General features: G+C 61.6%; 12 protein-coding genes. 6 read left to right on the forward strand and 6 right to left on the reverse strand.

Going from position 1 to position 14,611, the window contains the following annotated elements:
* Positions 1 to 17 precede the first annotated feature (17 nt).
* The 3 genes from INT12_RS17925 to INT12_RS17935 form a co-directional block, all read right to left on the reverse strand.
* Positions 18 to 1,295: an ATP-binding protein gene (locus tag INT12_RS17925; protein ID WP_017846463.1), complete on the reverse strand. Its 1,278-nt coding sequence runs from the start codon at positions 1,293 to 1,295 to the stop codon at positions 18 to 20.
* Positions 1,296 to 2,003 carry a winged helix-turn-helix domain-containing protein gene (locus INT12_RS17930; protein ID WP_017846464.1) on the reverse strand — a complete coding sequence of 236 codons (708 nt, stop codon included), beginning with the start codon at positions 2,001 to 2,003 and terminating at the stop codon, positions 1,296 to 1,298.
* Between the two features lie 171 nt (positions 2,004 to 2,174).
* Positions 2,175 to 2,777, reverse strand: coding sequence for a tRNA-(ms[2]io[6]A)-hydroxylase (locus tag INT12_RS17935; RefSeq protein ID WP_017846465.1), 603 nt, complete (start codon positions 2,775 to 2,777; stop codon positions 2,175 to 2,177).
* 149 nt (positions 2,778 to 2,926) lie between these two features.
* Here INT12_RS17935 and INT12_RS17940 point away from each other — a divergent pair, with 149 nt between their 5' ends.
* Complete coding sequence (locus tag INT12_RS17940) at positions 2,927 to 3,790, forward strand: universal stress protein (RefSeq protein ID WP_193058957.1); 864 nt, start codon at positions 2,927 to 2,929, stop codon at positions 3,788 to 3,790.
* Between the two features lie 3 nt (positions 3,791 to 3,793).
* On the opposite strand, the gene INT12_RS17945 is transcribed toward INT12_RS17940, so the two are convergent.
* Positions 3,794 to 4,264, reverse strand: a complete 471-nt coding sequence (locus INT12_RS17945) for a DUF1289 domain-containing protein (RefSeq protein WP_017846467.1) — start codon at positions 4,262 to 4,264, stop codon at positions 3,794 to 3,796.
* A 396-nt stretch (positions 4,265 to 4,660) separates the two neighbouring features.
* Here INT12_RS17945 and acnB point away from each other — a divergent pair, with 396 nt between their 5' ends.
* Positions 4,661 to 7,261: a bifunctional aconitate hydratase 2/2-methylisocitrate dehydratase gene (acnB, locus tag INT12_RS17950; protein ID WP_017846468.1), complete on the forward strand. Its 2,601-nt coding sequence runs from the start codon at positions 4,661 to 4,663 to the stop codon at positions 7,259 to 7,261.
* A gap of 51 nt (positions 7,262 to 7,312) precedes the next feature.
* On the opposite strand, the gene INT12_RS17955 is transcribed toward acnB, so the two are convergent.
* Entirely contained in the window at positions 7,313 to 8,965 is a 1,653-nt protein-coding gene (locus INT12_RS17955) for a SulP family inorganic anion transporter (RefSeq protein ID WP_193058958.1), read from the reverse strand.
* A gap of 143 nt (positions 8,966 to 9,108) precedes the next feature.
* A complete protein-coding gene (locus tag INT12_RS17960; RefSeq protein ID WP_193040648.1) occupies positions 9,109 to 10,386 on the reverse strand; it encodes a serine/threonine transporter in 1,278 nt (425 codons plus the stop codon).
* Between the two features lie 488 nt (positions 10,387 to 10,874).
* On the opposite strand from INT12_RS17960, the gene INT12_RS17965 reads away from it, so the two are divergent.
* From INT12_RS17965 to INT12_RS17980, 4 genes are all read left to right on the forward strand, one after another.
* On the forward strand, positions 10,875 to 11,399 hold the full coding sequence (locus INT12_RS17965; protein WP_104903313.1) for a cysteine hydrolase family protein: 525 nt from the start codon (positions 10,875 to 10,877) through the stop codon (positions 11,397 to 11,399).
* A gap of 154 nt (positions 11,400 to 11,553) precedes the next feature.
* Complete coding sequence (locus INT12_RS17970) at positions 11,554 to 12,507, forward strand: 2-hydroxyacid dehydrogenase (protein ID WP_193040647.1); 954 nt, start codon at positions 11,554 to 11,556, stop codon at positions 12,505 to 12,507.
* Positions 12,508 to 12,636: 129 nt separating this feature from the next.
* Positions 12,637 to 13,704 (forward strand): phosphotransferase family protein, encoded by a 1,068-nt coding sequence (locus INT12_RS17975; protein ID WP_046383649.1) that lies wholly within the window; start codon positions 12,637 to 12,639, stop codon positions 13,702 to 13,704.
* 31 nt (positions 13,705 to 13,735) lie between these two features.
* Positions 13,736 to 14,503: an SDR family oxidoreductase gene (locus INT12_RS17980; protein ID WP_017846474.1), complete on the forward strand. Its 768-nt coding sequence runs from the start codon at positions 13,736 to 13,738 to the stop codon at positions 14,501 to 14,503.
* The last annotated feature ends 108 nt before the right edge of the window (positions 14,504 to 14,611 follow it).

A 14,611-nucleotide genomic window follows, 5' to 3' on the forward strand; every position in this document is an offset into this window, starting at 1 on the left:
TCTCCGCCCAAAAAGCCTTATTCGGTATACGCCCAACTCATCCGAAACGACGCCCCACCCCACTCCGAATCGACTACCTGGACCTGCCCGCCATGCCATTGGCAAACCCGCTGCACCAGCGCCAGGCCGAGGCCGAAGCCGCCGGTGCGGCGGTCGCGGCTGGCGTCGAGGCGGATGAACGGCTGGAAGATCTTCGCCCGGCCTTCCTCGGGGATGCCGGGGCCGTCATCGCAGACCCGCACTTCATAACCACTGCCGAACTTGACCAGCGACACTTCCACGCGGCGGTCGGCGTAACGAATGGCGTTGCGCAGCAGGTTGATCACCGCACGCGCCATGAAGCGCGGTTCGATCTGGATAACGTCGACTTCACAGGTACGCAAGGACAACTGCACGCCTTCCGCCTCGGCCTCCAGGGCCACGCTGCCGATCACACTGTCGAGCCAGCTGTGGGCCTCGATATTTTCCTGCGTGACCTGGGTGGCGCCGCGCTCCAGGCTGGCGTAGGTCAACAATTCAGAGACCATTTCCTCCAACTCGCCAAGGTCGGCATACATGTCGGTGATCAGTGCGAGGCTCTGCCGGGGATCGGCCTGTTGTTTGAGCTGGTCGAGCTCGAACGACAGGCGCGCGATGGGCGTGCGCAGTTCGTGGGAGACCGCGTTGGTCAACTCACGCTGGTTGGCGATCAGGCTCTCGATGCGTTCGGCCATCTGGTTGAAGTGCCCGGCCAGTTCGCGCACGGTGGAGCGACGCGGCAACAGGATGCGTGAGCCGAGGTCGTTATCGCCGAAGCGCTGGGCGGCCAGGCGGATATGTTCCAGGTCGCGCCAATGCGGGCGCACCCAAAAATACAGCACGATAGCCAGGCACAGTCCGAGAAAGCCGTAGACCCACATGTACATCCATTTGGGTTCTTCCGGCAGTTTGATTTCCAGCAACTGCATGCCACTGTCGATGCGGGAGAGGAACTCCTTGAAGTCCCCGCGCACCACCAGCAAGCCGTCGTCCAGCAGCTTTTTTTCACGCTCGGACAGCCCCAGGGCTTCGCTTTCAACCAGCTTCAGGTGCAGCCCGTAATGGGGTTGCAATTCGGCCAAGCGGGCTTGCCGCGCTTCGCCGACATGCGGCCGCAGTTGTTCGACCAGGCCATAGGCCGGGCCGCGCACGGCCTCGCGGCTATAGGTTTCGTCGGTTTCGGGCAGCAACTCGTCGAACGTGTAGTTGACCAGCCAGATCGCTCCCGCCAGGCCCAGGGCCAGAATCACATACAGGCGTAGAAACAGGCGCAGCATCTAGACCTCCCACGCAAACGGATTGAACAGATAACCCTTGCCCCAGATAGTCTTGATGCACACCGGCTCACGGGGGTTATCGTTGAGCTTGCCGCGCAGTTTGCTGATGTACACGTCGACGCTGCGGTTCAGGCCATCAAAGGCGATGCCACGCATGCGGTTGAGGATGTCATCGCGCGAGAGGATCTTGCCGGCGCTGCTGGCCAGCAACCACAACAGTTCGAACTCCATGGTGGTGAGGTCGATCTTCTCGCCGCCCAGGCTGACCACCCGACAACTGCGGTCAATGACCAGGCGCCCGAACTCGATGGCGCCGCGCACCGTCGGCTCCGGCGCCTGGCGCCGTTGCAACGCTCGCAGGCGGGCCAGCAGCACCGGCGGTTTGATCGGTTTGATCACATAGTCGTCGGCGCCGGACTCCAGGCCGAGAATGTGGTCCAGGTCGTCTTCCTTGGCGGTGAGGATCACGATCGGCGTGTCGGACACCGCGCGAATCGCGCGACACACATGCAAGCCGCTCTGGCCCGGCAGCATCAGGTCGAGCACGACAATCTTGGGCTTGAAGTCAAGAAAGGCCGCCAAGGCCGCATCACCGCGATGCACCGCCCGTACCTCAAAACCGTGCTGTGCCAGAAAGTGCGCGATCAGCCCTGCCAGCTTCTCATCGTCCTCAACGAGCAATACCTTGCCCAGCCCCAGGTTTTCCATAAGTTCTCAGTGCACAACGCGGATTGAAGTGCGCGCATTATAGGTGGCAAGTTGCCCGCCGGCAGCGCTTGGCCGGCCACACGCGATGAAGCTTCATGCTTTTAAGAGTTTTTAACAAATAGCCTGCAATTTTTAACGCCGTCACCGAGCGTTGTATGCGCAGCCGTCGCCTCAGGCTGGCACGCCACTGTGAAAGCGGAACTCGACGTCGGGGGACTCGATCAGTTCCTGCTCGGCCGCCCTCACCCGCTCGATCACCTGGGCAATATCCTTGGCCTCGCCATACTGATAAGCCAGTTTCAAGTAACCCTGGTAGTGCCGCGCCTCGCTTTTGAGCAGGCCGAAGTAGAACTTGCCGAGTTCTTCGTCCAAATGTGGCACCAGCGCCTCGAAACGCTCGCAACTGCGCGCCTCGATAAAGGCGCCGACCACCAGGGTGTCCACCAGTTTGACCGGCTCGTGGCTGCGCACCACCTTGCGCAAGCCCGAGGCATAACGCCCGGCGTGCAACTGACGCAGCGCGACCTTGCGCTTCTTCATCAGGCGCATGACCTGTTCGTGATGGACCAGCTCTTCCCGGGCCAGGCGCGACATCATATTGATCAAGTCGACATGGCTGTGATACTTAGCGATCAGGCTCAAGGCAGTGCTGGCGGCCTTGAATTCGCAGTTCTTGTGGTCGATCAGCAGGGTTTCCTGATCGGCCAACGCGGCCTGGACCCAGGCGTCAGGGGTGGGGCAACCGAGGAATTCGTGGATTTCGGGCAGGTTCATCGGGCTCACGGGCAAAGGATCACAAAAGGTCGCCGATTATACCGACCGCGCCGCAGACCACCAGCCGCTGGCCTTGATGTGCATCAACATGACGTCTGGCGGGCAGCAACTATAGTTGTTCAACGCCCCCTTTCTGGAGAGTCCCGATCATGCAAGCCATCCGCAGCATCCTGGTGGTCCTTGAGCCCGAGCATTCGGAAAGCCTGGCCCTCAAACGCGCCAAACTGATCGCCGGGACTACCGGCGCGCGCCTGCACCTGCTGGTGTGCGACAAGAAACATGAGCATTCGGCGCTGTTGAGCCTGCTCAAGTCCGGCCTGACCGAAGACGGCTACAGCGTCACCACCGAACAGGCGTGGAATACCAGCCTGCATGAAACCATCATCGAGGTGCAGCAGGCCGAAGGCTGTGGCCTGGTGATCAAGCAGCACTACCCCGACAGCCCGCTGAAAAAGGCGCTCCTGACCCCGGCCGACTGGAAGCTGTTGCGCTACTGCCCGGTGCCGGTGCTGCTGGTCAAGACAGCAACGCCATGGAACGACGGCGTCATTCTCGCCGCCATCGATGTAGGCAATACCGACACCGAGCATCGTGCGCTGCACCACATGATCATCGACTACGGCTTCGACATCGCCAGCCTGGCCAAGGCGTCACTGCATGTCATCAGCGCCCATCTATCGCCAATGCTCTCGGCCGGCGACCCGGTGTTTCAGCTCAAGGAAACCATCGAGGCGCGTTATCGCGAGCAGTGCAAGGCATTCCAGGCCACGTTCGATATCGACGACGCCCACCTGCATATCGAAGAAGGCCCGGCGGATGTGCTGATTCCCCATGCCGCCTACACCTTGAAAGCCGCAGTGACGATCATCGGCACCGTGGCGCGCACCGGGCTGACCGGCGCGCTGATCGGCAATACGGCGGAAGTGGTGCTCGATGCGCTGGAAAGCGATGTGCTGGTGCTCAAGCCCCAGGCACTGACGGATCAACTGGAAAAGCTGGCCAACAAAGCCTGATCGTCAGGCGCCCAACACATCCTTGAGAAACCCCGGCGCGATATAGCGCTGGTAGTGCGCCTCGGACAGGATGAAAAACTCACGGTCGATGGCATCGCGCAGCTGCGGCAGGTTCCACTCGCGGAACTCCGGCAGCAGCACCATGCCATAGGCCTCCAGGTTGGAAATCACCCGTGCCCCGCGGGCGATCAACTGGTAGGCCCAGCAGTACTCGGACTGGTGCGGCACAAAGCGGATCTTGCGTTGCTCCAGCTGGCTGCGCAGAGTCTTGGGGTCGAAAACCTCCAGCTTGCCGGCCATGACCTGCACCAACAGTTGCTCGAGCCGCAGCCACACCGCACGTTTTTCTTCTTCGTTATAGCCGTTCCACTGGATCACTTCGTGGTGGAAACGCTTGCAGCCGCGACACACGAGGTCACCGTAAACCGTGGAGCACAGGCCTACGCAGGGGGTCTTGATGGCTTGGTTGGACATGGGCGGCAACACGCAAATCAGCGAAACAGGGCGCCATGTTAGCCCTTTGTCTAAGGTTGATCACCCAGCAAACTTGGCTTGGCAACTTACGTTTAGAATTTTTTTGCCGTAGAATCATCCGGCCTTATAAGGCGCCAATAATCCGCTGGAAGCTGTTTTCAAAGCGTCACGAGCACAGTCGTTCCTTCAGAACGGTGTTGGCGATGGTCAATGACCCGGCAGGTCAAGCCAGCGCCAACCCTCATCAGCTCCGTTCTGCAGGCGTAAAACTTTGAAAGCAGCTTCTGTGAGGAATGTCGGCAGCGCTGGCTTTGCGGCCCAAAAAGCCCCCGAGCGCATGCGTGCCGTTCATTTCTGGATGAGCGTCCCGTGGGACCACTGATGAGGGTAATAACTGTGCTTGAAGCCTACCGCAAACATATCGAAGAGCGTGCAGCCCTGGGTATTGTTCCCCAGCCGCTTAATGCCGAACAAACCGCAGGCCTGGTCGAGCTGCTGAAAAATCCCCCGGCTGGCGAAGAAGAATTCCTCGTTGACCTGATCACCAACCGCATTCCACCAGGCGTTGACGAAGCTGCCTACGTCAAAGCCGGTTTCCTGTCTGCCCTGGCCAAGGGCGAAGCCACTTCTCCCCTGATCGACAAGAAACGCGCCGTTGAACTGCTTGGCACCATGCAAGGCGGCTACAACATCGTGACCCTGGTCGAGCTGCTCGACAACGCCGAACTGGCGCCTGTTGCCGCCGCTCAACTCAAGCACACCCTGCTGATGTTCGATGCGTTCCACGACGTGGCTGAAAAAGCCAAGGCCGGCAACGCACACGCCAAGGCCGTGATCCAGTCCTGGGCCGACGGCGAGTGGTTCAAGAACCGTCCGACCCTGGCCGACAAGATCAGCCTGCGCGTATTCAAGGTCTCCGGCGAAACCAACACCGACGACCTGTCGCCTGCGCCGGACGCCTGGTCCCGCCCTGACATCCCGCTGCACGCCCTGGCCATGCTGAAAATGGCTCGCGACGGCATCGTGCCGGACGAGCAAGGCAAGACCGGCCCGATGAAGCAGATCGAAGAAATGCGCGGCCAAGGCTTCCCGATCGCCTACGTCGGTGACGTGGTCGGTACCGGTTCGTCGCGTAAATCGGCAACCAACTCCGTACTGTGGTTCTTCGGCGACGACGTTCCTTACGTGCCGAACAAGCGTGCTGGCGGCTTCTGCTTCGGCAGCAAGATCGCTCCGATCTTCTACAACACCATGGAAGATGCTGGCGCACTGCCGATCGAATTCGACGTCACCAACATGAACATGGGCGACGTGATCGACCTGTACCCGCATGCTGGCAAAGTCTGCAAGCACGGTACCGATGAAGTCCTGACCACCTTCGAAATGAAGACCCCGGTGCTGTTGGACGAAGTCCGTGCCGGCGGCCGTATCCCGCTGATCATCGGCCGCGGCCTGACCGAGAAGGCGCGTGCCGAACTGGGTCTGCCACCGTCCGACCTGTTCAAGAAGCCGGAAGCTCCGGCCGAAAGCACCAAGGGTTTCACCCTGGCGCAGAAGATGGTCGGCAAGGCATGCGGCGTGACTGGCGTTCGTCCAGGCACCTACTGCGAGCCTAAGATGACCACCGTGGGTTCCCAGGACACCACCGGTCCTATGACCCGTGACGAACTGAAAGACCTGGCGTGCCTGGGCTTCTCGACCGATCTGGTGATGCAGTCTTTCTGCCACACCGCGGCGTATCCTAAGCCGATCGACGTGACCACCCACCACACCCTGCCTGACTTCATCATGACCCGTGGCGGCGTGTCGCTGCGCCCAGGCGACGGCATCATCCACAGCTGGCTGAACCGCATGCTGCTGCCGGACACCGTCGGCACCGGTGGTGACTCCCACACCCGTTTCCCGATGGGCATTTCGTTCCCGGCCGGTTCCGGCCTGGTAGCGTTCGCCGCAGCCACTGGCGTGATGCCACTGGACATGCCGGAATCGATCCTGGTGCGCTTCAAAGGCAAAATGCAACCTGGCATCACCCTGCGTGACCTGGTTCATGCCATTCCTTACTACGCGATCCAGGCTGGCCTGCTGACCGTAGAGAAGAAAGGCAAGAAGAACGCCTTCTCCGGCCGCATCCTGGAAATCGAAGGCCTGGACAACCTGAGCATCGAACAAGCCTTCGAGCTGTCCGACGCCTCGGCTGAACGTTCGGCTGCCGGTTGCACCATCAAGCTGTCGAAAGAGTCGATCACCGAGTACCTGAACTCCAACATCACCCTGCTGCGCTGGATGATCGGCGAAGGCTACGGCGATGCACGTACCCTGGAACGTCGCGCCCAAGCGATGGAAGCCTGGGTTGCCAACCCGGAGCTGATGGTGGCCGATGCCGACGCGGAATACGCCGAAATCATCGAGATCGACCTGGCCGACATCAAGGAGCCTGTGCTCTGCGCGCCAAACGACCCGGACGACGCCCGTCTGCTGTCCAGCGTTGCTGGCGAGAAGATCGACGAAGTGTTCATCGGTTCGTGCATGACCAACATCGGTCACTTCCGCGCTGCCGGTAAACTGCTGGATCAGGTCAAGGGTCAGCTGCCAACCCGTCTGTGGCTGTCGCCGCCGACCAAGATGGACGCTCACCAACTGACCGAAGAAGGCTACTACGGCATCTACGGCAAGGCTGGCGCGCGCATGGAAATGCCGGGCTGCTCGCTGTGCATGGGTAACCAGGCACGTGTAGAACCGAATTCGACCGTCGTGTCGACTTCGACCCGTAACTTCCCGAACCGTCTGGGCGATGGCGCCAACGTCTACCTGGCTTCGGCCGAGCTGGCGTCGGTGGCTTCGATCCTGGGTCGCCTGCCGACCGTCGAGGAGTACATGGAATACGCCGCGAAGATCAACACCATGGCCAGCGATGTGTATCGCTACCTGAGTTTCGATCAGATCGCCGAGTTCCGTGAAAGCGCTGCAAACGCCAACATCCCGGTGCTGCAAGCCTAAGGGTGTGTTGATGTAAAGGACGCCGCGTATCGCAAGATACGCGGCGTTTTTTTATGCCTGGGGATGGCTGTGCAACGCCAGTTGCACCGCACCATCGACGCTCAAGCCGCTGAGCAACACCTCGGGCGCCTGGGCCTCCGGCAGCGCCTGCAAGACTTCATGGGCGTCATGGCGCACCCGTGCCAGCACCAGTTGCTTGCCCTCCCCGCGCACCTGGGCAAAAAAAGCGGCCAGCGCTTCGACGCTGGTGCCGTCGAGGTCGGGGGATTCTTCCAGGCTCAACACCACCGTCTGCGCGGATGACTGACGCATCAGGCGCAGAGCGGCGCCGAGGATGCGCTCGGCATTCGCAAAAAACAGCGCCTCGCTTGGCCGTATGATCAACACGCCGGGAACGGTCAGCGCATCGGCATGGTGTTGACGGTCCACGAAATCATGAGTGTCGCCCAGGCGCCCAAGCACCTGGATATCCGCCGCCGACATCTGGCGCAACATCAACACCACGCTGATCCCGACCGACAACAACAAACCATCCAGCACGCCGAGCACCAGCACCGCCGCCACCGCACACACCACCAGCAAACGGTCGCGTCGCCACAGGAAGTAACGCCCCAGGGGCTGCAGGCTCAAACCCCGGCCCAGGGCATAGATGACCACCGCCGCCAACACCGGCTCCGGCGTGAGCGCAACATACGGCAGCACCGTCAACACAATCGCCAGGATCACCAGCGCCGCGACGATCCCCGCCAAACGCGAATAGGCGCCAGCCGCCTCATTCGCCGAGGTCGCCGAATACCCGGCGCCCGTCGGCATGCCGTGGAACAACCCAGACACCACGTTGGCCGCGCCCAGCGCCAGCAAGTCGCGGTTGGACGACACCCGGTCGCCGTGCTTGAGAGCGAACGAACTGATGGACCCGTAGGACTCTGCGTACAAAATCATGACCAACGCAAACGCCAACTCGCCCAGGCGCAGCCAATCGGCAAACGGCAGTACCGGCAAATGCCCCAGCTCCAGGCGCAGGTCGATCAGGCCGATCAGCGCGACGCCATGGGCCTGCAGGTTCAGGCCCTGGCCGGCAATAACGCCGAGCACGATCACCACCAGCCCGCCGGGCAGGCGCGGAACGCGGGCGCATAACCACAACACCAGCAAGGCCACCGCAGCCACCAGCGCGGCGGGCCAGTTCCAGTGCGGCAACTGCTCCAGCAACTGCGGCAGGAAGCGGATCAGGTTGTTATCGGTCAGTTGGACGCCCACCACACTGGCCAGTTGCTTGAGGATGATGGTCAACGCCAGGCCGAAGGCAAACCCACGCAACACTGGCTTGGCGATAAACGAAGTGACGCCACCGAGTTTGAACAGCCCGGCCAGCAGAAAAAACACGCCAATGATCAGCACCAGCCCGAAGGCCAGGGACAGCCTCAGCGCCGGGTCATCCCCCGCCAGGCTGGCCGTTGCCGCCGCCAACACCGCTGCCGACGACGAAGTCGCCGAGACGATCGCGAAACGACTGGTGCCGAACAGGCCGTAGCACACCAGCCCGGCAAACAAGGCAATCACACCGGCCTGGGGCGGGAGCGCGGCAATGCTGGAATAGGCCACCGCCTCCGGCAACAGCAAACCGGCAATCGATAAGCCGGCAATTATGTCCTGGGTTCGCTTCGACGCAGCGACAACGGGCGTATCGGTTTCAGTGTTCAATCGGCCCCATCCATCCTGGCTAAAAATGTGTTCCAGCTTAGCGCCCATTGCCGTGCGGCGGTTGCGCCGTGTCAGGTTTTCCGAGCGAAAAAAAGGCCGACTCGCCACGCGTGCGAATCGGCCCTGTTCGGTGCAGCGTGCGGTCAGGAGAGCAGCGAGTAAATCAGCGCAGTAATCGCCACCAGGCCGACCGCCGTGACAAACACGTTGGACGCCTGCCCGCGGTACTTGGCCATCGCCGGCACCTTGCGGATCGCGTACATCGGCATCAGGAACAGGATCGACGCAATGATCGGCCCGCCCAATGTCTCGATCATGCCAAGGATGCTCGGATTGAGCGTGGCGACGATCCAGCACACCACCAACATGAAGGCGGCGGTCATGCGGTCCAGGGTCTTCGGTGCCGGACGCCGGCCGGTTTTCGCGACCAGGCCCTTGAGGCCTTCACTGGCGCCGATGTAATGGCCCAGGAACGACTTGGCAATCGCCACGAACGCAATCAGCGGCGCGGCGAAGGCGATGGTCCGGTTGTCGAAGTGGTTGGCCAGGTACGACAGGATCGACAGGTTCTGTGCTTTCGCTTCAGCCAGTTGCGCCGGCGACAGGGTCAGCACGCAACTGAACACGAAGAACAGCACCATCGCCACCATCAACAGGTGCGCGCGCGACAGGATCTGCGAACTGCGCTCATCGGCATGCGCGCCATACTGACGCTTCTGGTCCACCGCAAAGGCCGAGATGATCGGCGAATGGTTGAACGAGAACACCATCACCGGAATCGCCAGCCACAAGGTGTTGAGCAACGCCGAAGGCGCCGGGACCACGTTGGCGGTGCTGAGAATGCCGCCGTTCCAGTGCGGGATCAGGTACACCGCCAGGAACAGCAAGGCGACGATGAACGGGTACACCATCAGGCTCATGGCCTTGACGATCGCCTGCTCACCGCAACGCACCACGGCCAGCAGGCCGAGGATCAGCACAAACGCCAGGATCACCCGTGGCGGCGGCATGATGTGCAACTGGTGCTCCATGAAGCTGCCGACGGTATTGGTCAGCGCGACGCTGTAGATCAGCAGGATCGGGAAAATCGCCAGGAAGTACAGCAAGGTGATCAGCGCGCCGGCCTTGACGCCGAAGTGCTCTTCGACCACGTCGGTGATGTCGGAACCTTCACGGCCGGACAGCACGAAACGCGTCAGGCCACGGTGGGCAAAGAACGTCATCGGGAAGGCCAGCAGCGCCAGGATCACCAGCGGCCAGAAGCCGCCGAGGCCGGCGTTGATAGGTAGAAACAAAGTGCCGGCACCAATCGCCGTGCCAAACAAGCCAAGCATCCAGGTGGTGTCCTGACGGCTCCAGCTTGTAAGGATTACAGGTGTCGTGACATAGCGTTCGTCGACGCTATTGGCCTGATCATTCATCCAGTCGGATCTCCGCATTTCCACAGCCGGCACGAGTCAGAAAAACCTGACAGGCAGCGCCCCGGCTATAACAGGGGCGCGATTGTCCGGGATTCTTTTAAATAAGCAAAGGCTTAGCTGAGGAATGGTTAAGCGGTGCAGAGGCTCAAGGACGAGGTTGTCGGCTATTTTTTTGCGCGTTTGGCGTGAAGAGCCCCCTGGGTAGTCGCGTGTCAGACGAGTCCCTTGTGGATGCCCGAAACATCGTCACGCCTTATAAGAAGTTGCCTGCGACGCTTGACAGCCAAACTTATGCCCCAGCATGATCGATCATGAACCTTTTTCAGCAGCACCTCACCCGCACCACCACCACGACCGCTTCCGGCGGGTCGTGCGGTTGCTGTGGGTGCTTGAACTAGACACCTCACGGATTCAACCCAAGGCCCCGCCAGCAATGGACGGGGCCTTTTTTATTGCGCCGCCATCCGGCACGCGAAAGGAGCAACACCATGGCTGACGCCCTGCTGATCATCGATATGCAAACCGGCCTGTACGCTGGCCCGGACCACCCCTTCGAACGCGAACGGGTGCTGCAGACCATCAACCAACTGATCGGGCGCGCACGCCACGCCGGCGCACCGATCTTCGTCGCCCGCCACACAGGCCCGGCGGGTTCCGCGATTGCCGCGGGCAGCCCGTATTGGCAGGTGTGGCATGAGCTGGATGTCGATGAGGCGCGTGACCAGTTCTTCAACAAAACCCGGCCCAGTTGTTTCCTCGGCACCGATCTGGCACAGCGACTGCGCGCGATGCAGCTCAATGAGCTGGTGATTGTCGGGATGAAAACCCAGTTCTGCATCGATACCACTTGCCGCGTCGCAGTCGAACTGGGGTTCTCGGTGATACTGCCCGAAGACGGCCACACCTGCATGGACACTGCAACGCTGTCGGCGGCGGCGATCATCGAACATCACAATGCCACGTTGGCCGGGGCGTTTGTGCAACGCGTGAGCGCCGCCGCGATCAGTTTCTGACAACGCAAATACCGTAGGCACGAGCTTGCTGGGCGCGCGTCGCCCTCAACACCTGCAAGCTCGGCCCTACGACGATTTTTCTGCCACGGCAAAGCGATTTTGCTGACAAATCCCGCATACTCTTGCTCTCAAAACCTTCAGGAAGAGCCGTCCGATGACAACCACTGTTCTGGTCCTGGTCGAAACCATCAACGAATACCTGCCCATCATCGAAAGCAATGACTTTCATGTGATCCTGGCACCGACGCCCGCCGAACGCGCCCAGGCCATCAAGGCCCACGGCGGGCAGATCAAGGCCGTACTGACGCGTGGCCCATTGGGCCTGTATGCCGAAGAAATCGCCTTGCTGCCATTGCTGGAGATCATCTGCGTGATCGGTGCCGGCTATGAGCATGTCGACCTGCAGGCGGCAAGCAACCGCGGGATCGTGGTGACCAACGGCGCCGGGGTGAACGCGCCTTCGGTGGCGGACCACGCCATGGCCTTGCTGCTGTCATTGGTGCGCGGCATTCCGCAAACGGACGCGGCAGTGCGCCACGGCGAGTGGCCCAAAGTGATGCGCCCTTCCCTGGGCGGCAAGCAACTGGGGATTCTCGGCCTCGGCGCGGTGGGCCTGGAGATCGCCAAGCGCGCCGCCCTCGGGTTCGGCATGCAGGTGAGTTACCACAACCGCCAGCCCCGCGATGACGTGGACTACATCTATTGCTCGACCGCCGTGGAGCTGGCACACACCTCGGACTTCCTGATCCTGGCCACGCCCGGCGGCCCGGGCACGCGCCACTTGATCGATCGGCATGCCCTGGATGCATTGGGGCCGAACGGCTACCTGGTGAATATCGGCCGTGGCAGCGTGGTGGTGACCGCCGACCTGGTCGCCGCCCTGGAACAGCGCCGTATCGGCGGCGCGGCACTGGATGTGTTCGACGACGAGCCCAAGGTGCCCGATGCCCTCAAGCGCCTGAGCAATACCGTGCTGACCTCCCATGTGGCCGGGCTGTCGCCGGAAGCCGCGCACGATACGGTGCAACGGGTGGCCGACAACCTGCTGGAGTACTTCGCCGGCCGGCCGGTGCTGACGCCGGTCGCCTTGCCCCCGCCCGAAAAATGACCGATCAGGCACGCTGATCATCATCCAACACGCGAACCTATTAAGCCGCCCCGACCTTGTGGCCGGGCGGCTGGGCGCATTAGATTAGCCAATAGTCCGAGGCCTTTAGAATAAGCAGAAGGGATAAGCATGGCGCTGAACGACCAATCGACCCAGATCCGCCCAGGCGAAGAACTTGATGCCAGCCTGATCGATCCCTACCTCAAGGCCCATATCCCGGGCCTGAGCGGCACGCTCAAGATCAGCCAGTTCCCCGGCGGCGCGTCCAACCTGACCTACCTGCTGGAATACCCGGGCCAGGAATTCGTGCTGCGCCGCCCGCCGTTCGGGCACAAGGCCAAATCCGCCCATGACATGGGCCGCGAGTTCCGCATTCTCAATCAACTGAAAGACGGCTTTCCCTACTGCCCCAAGGCCTACGTGCATTGCACCGATGAATCGGTGATCGGCGCCGAGTTCTATGTGATGGAGCGCGTCAACGGCATCATCCTGCGCTCCGACCTGCCGGCCGAACTGGGCCTGGACGCGAGCAGGACCGAAGCGCTGTGCAAAAGCTTTATCGACAAGTTCGTCGAACTGCACCAAGTGGACTACAACGCCTGCGGCCTGGCCGACCTGGGCAAGCCCGAGGGGTACGTGGAACGCCAGATCCGCGGCTGGAGCGACCGCTACGAAAAAGCCCTGACCCCCGACGCACCTCGCTGGGAGGCCGTGCGCGCCTGGCTCAACGACAAGATGCCGGCCGACCATCCCACCTCCAGCATCGTGCATAACGACTACCGCTTCGACAACGTGATCCTCGACCCGCACAACCCGATGCAGATCATCGGCGTGCTGGACTGGGAGCTGACCACCCTCGGCGACCCGCTGATGGACCTGGGCAACACCCTCGCCTACTGGATCGAAGCCGCCGACCCGGCGCCCGTGCAACTGATGCGCCGCCAGCCGAGCAACGCGCCGGGCATGCTCACGCGTCGCCAGTTCGTCGACTATTACGCCGAGCGCGCCGGCCTTGAGATCGACAATTTCGACTTCTACTACACCTACGGCCTGTTCCGCCTGGCCGGCATCGTGCAGCAGATCTACTACCGTTTTTTCCATGGACAGACCCAGGACAAACGCTTTGCGCAGTTCATTCAGATGAACAAGCTGCTGGAGCAGATGAGCCTGAATGTCATCGGCAAATCCGCCCTCTGATCGACCGAGCCAAGACCCACAAGGAACCCCCATGTCCAAGACCAACCTGTTCGACCTCGACGGCAAGATCGCTTTTGTCTCCGGCGCCAGCCGTGGCATCGGTGAGGCCATCGCCAAGTTGCTGGCCCAGCAAGGCGCCCACGTGATCGTGTCCAGCCGTAAGCTGGAAGGCTGCCAGCACGTAGCGGATGCGATCATCGCCGACGGCGGCAAGGCCACTGCGGTTGCCTGCCATATCGGTGAAATGGAGCAGATCAGCCAGGTCTTCGCCGGCATCCGCGAGCAGTTCGGCCGCCTGGACATTCTGGTCAACAACGCCGCGACCAACCCGCAATTCTGCAACGTGCTGGACACCGACCTGGGCGCCTTCCAGAAAACCGTGGATGTGAATATTCGCGGCTACTTCTTCATGTCGGTAGAAGCCGGCAAGCTGATGCGCGAAAACGGCGGCGGCAGCATCATCAACGTGGCCTCGATCAACGGCATCTCGCCGGGCGTGTTCCAGGGCATCTACTCGGTGACCAAGGCCGCGGTGATCAACATGACCAAGGTGTTCGCCAAGGAGTGCGCCGAATTCGGCATCCGCTGCAACGCCCTGCTGCCGGGCCTGACCGACACCAAGTTCGCCTCGGCGCTGGTGAAGAACGACGCGATCCTGAAAATGGCCCTGGCGCAGATCCCGCTCAAGCGCGTAGCGGACCCGAGCGAGATGGCCGGCGCAGTGCTGTACCTGGCCAGCGATGCATCCAGCTACACCACCGGGGTGTCGCTGAACGTGGACGGTGGTTTCCTGTCCTGACCACATAAGCAGCACAATCCCCAGGTGGGAGCAGGCCCGCTCCCACTTTTTTTATCGCGTTGTCATACAGCCCCTTTGGAGCAAACGTCGCCAGCGAGTAGTCTTGGA

The organism is Pseudomonas sp. K8 (assembly GCF_014889455.1).
Taxonomy (GTDB): Bacteria; Pseudomonadota; Gammaproteobacteria; order Pseudomonadales; family Pseudomonadaceae; genus Aquipseudomonas; species Aquipseudomonas veronii.

Coding starts and splice junctions, on each gene's coding strand:
- INT12_RS17980 (WP_017846474.1), top strand. CDS start 13,736: ATGTCCAAGACCAACCTGTTCGACCTCGACGGCAAGATCGCTTTTGTC.
- INT12_RS17945 (WP_017846467.1), bottom strand. CDS start 4,264: ATGTCCAACCAAGCCATCAAGACCCCCTGCGTAGGCCTGTGCTCCACG.
- INT12_RS17965 (WP_104903313.1), top strand. CDS start 10,875: ATGGCTGACGCCCTGCTGATCATCGATATGCAAACCGGCCTGTACGCT.
- INT12_RS17975 (WP_046383649.1), top strand. CDS start 12,637: ATGGCGCTGAACGACCAATCGACCCAGATCCGCCCAGGCGAAGAACTT.
- INT12_RS17960 (WP_193040648.1), bottom strand. CDS start 10,386: ATGAATGATCAGGCCAATAGCGTCGACGAACGCTATGTCACGACACCT.
- INT12_RS17970 (WP_193040647.1), top strand. CDS start 11,554: ATGACAACCACTGTTCTGGTCCTGGTCGAAACCATCAACGAATACCTG.
- INT12_RS17935 (WP_017846465.1), bottom strand. CDS start 2,777: ATGAACCTGCCCGAAATCCACGAATTCCTCGGTTGCCCCACCCCTGAC.
- INT12_RS17940 (WP_193058957.1), top strand. CDS start 2,927: ATGCAAGCCATCCGCAGCATCCTGGTGGTCCTTGAGCCCGAGCATTCG.
- INT12_RS17930 (WP_017846464.1), bottom strand. CDS start 2,003: ATGGAAAACCTGGGGCTGGGCAAGGTATTGCTCGTTGAGGACGATGAG.
- INT12_RS17925 (WP_017846463.1), bottom strand. CDS start 1,295: ATGCTGCGCCTGTTTCTACGCCTGTATGTGATTCTGGCCCTGGGCCTG.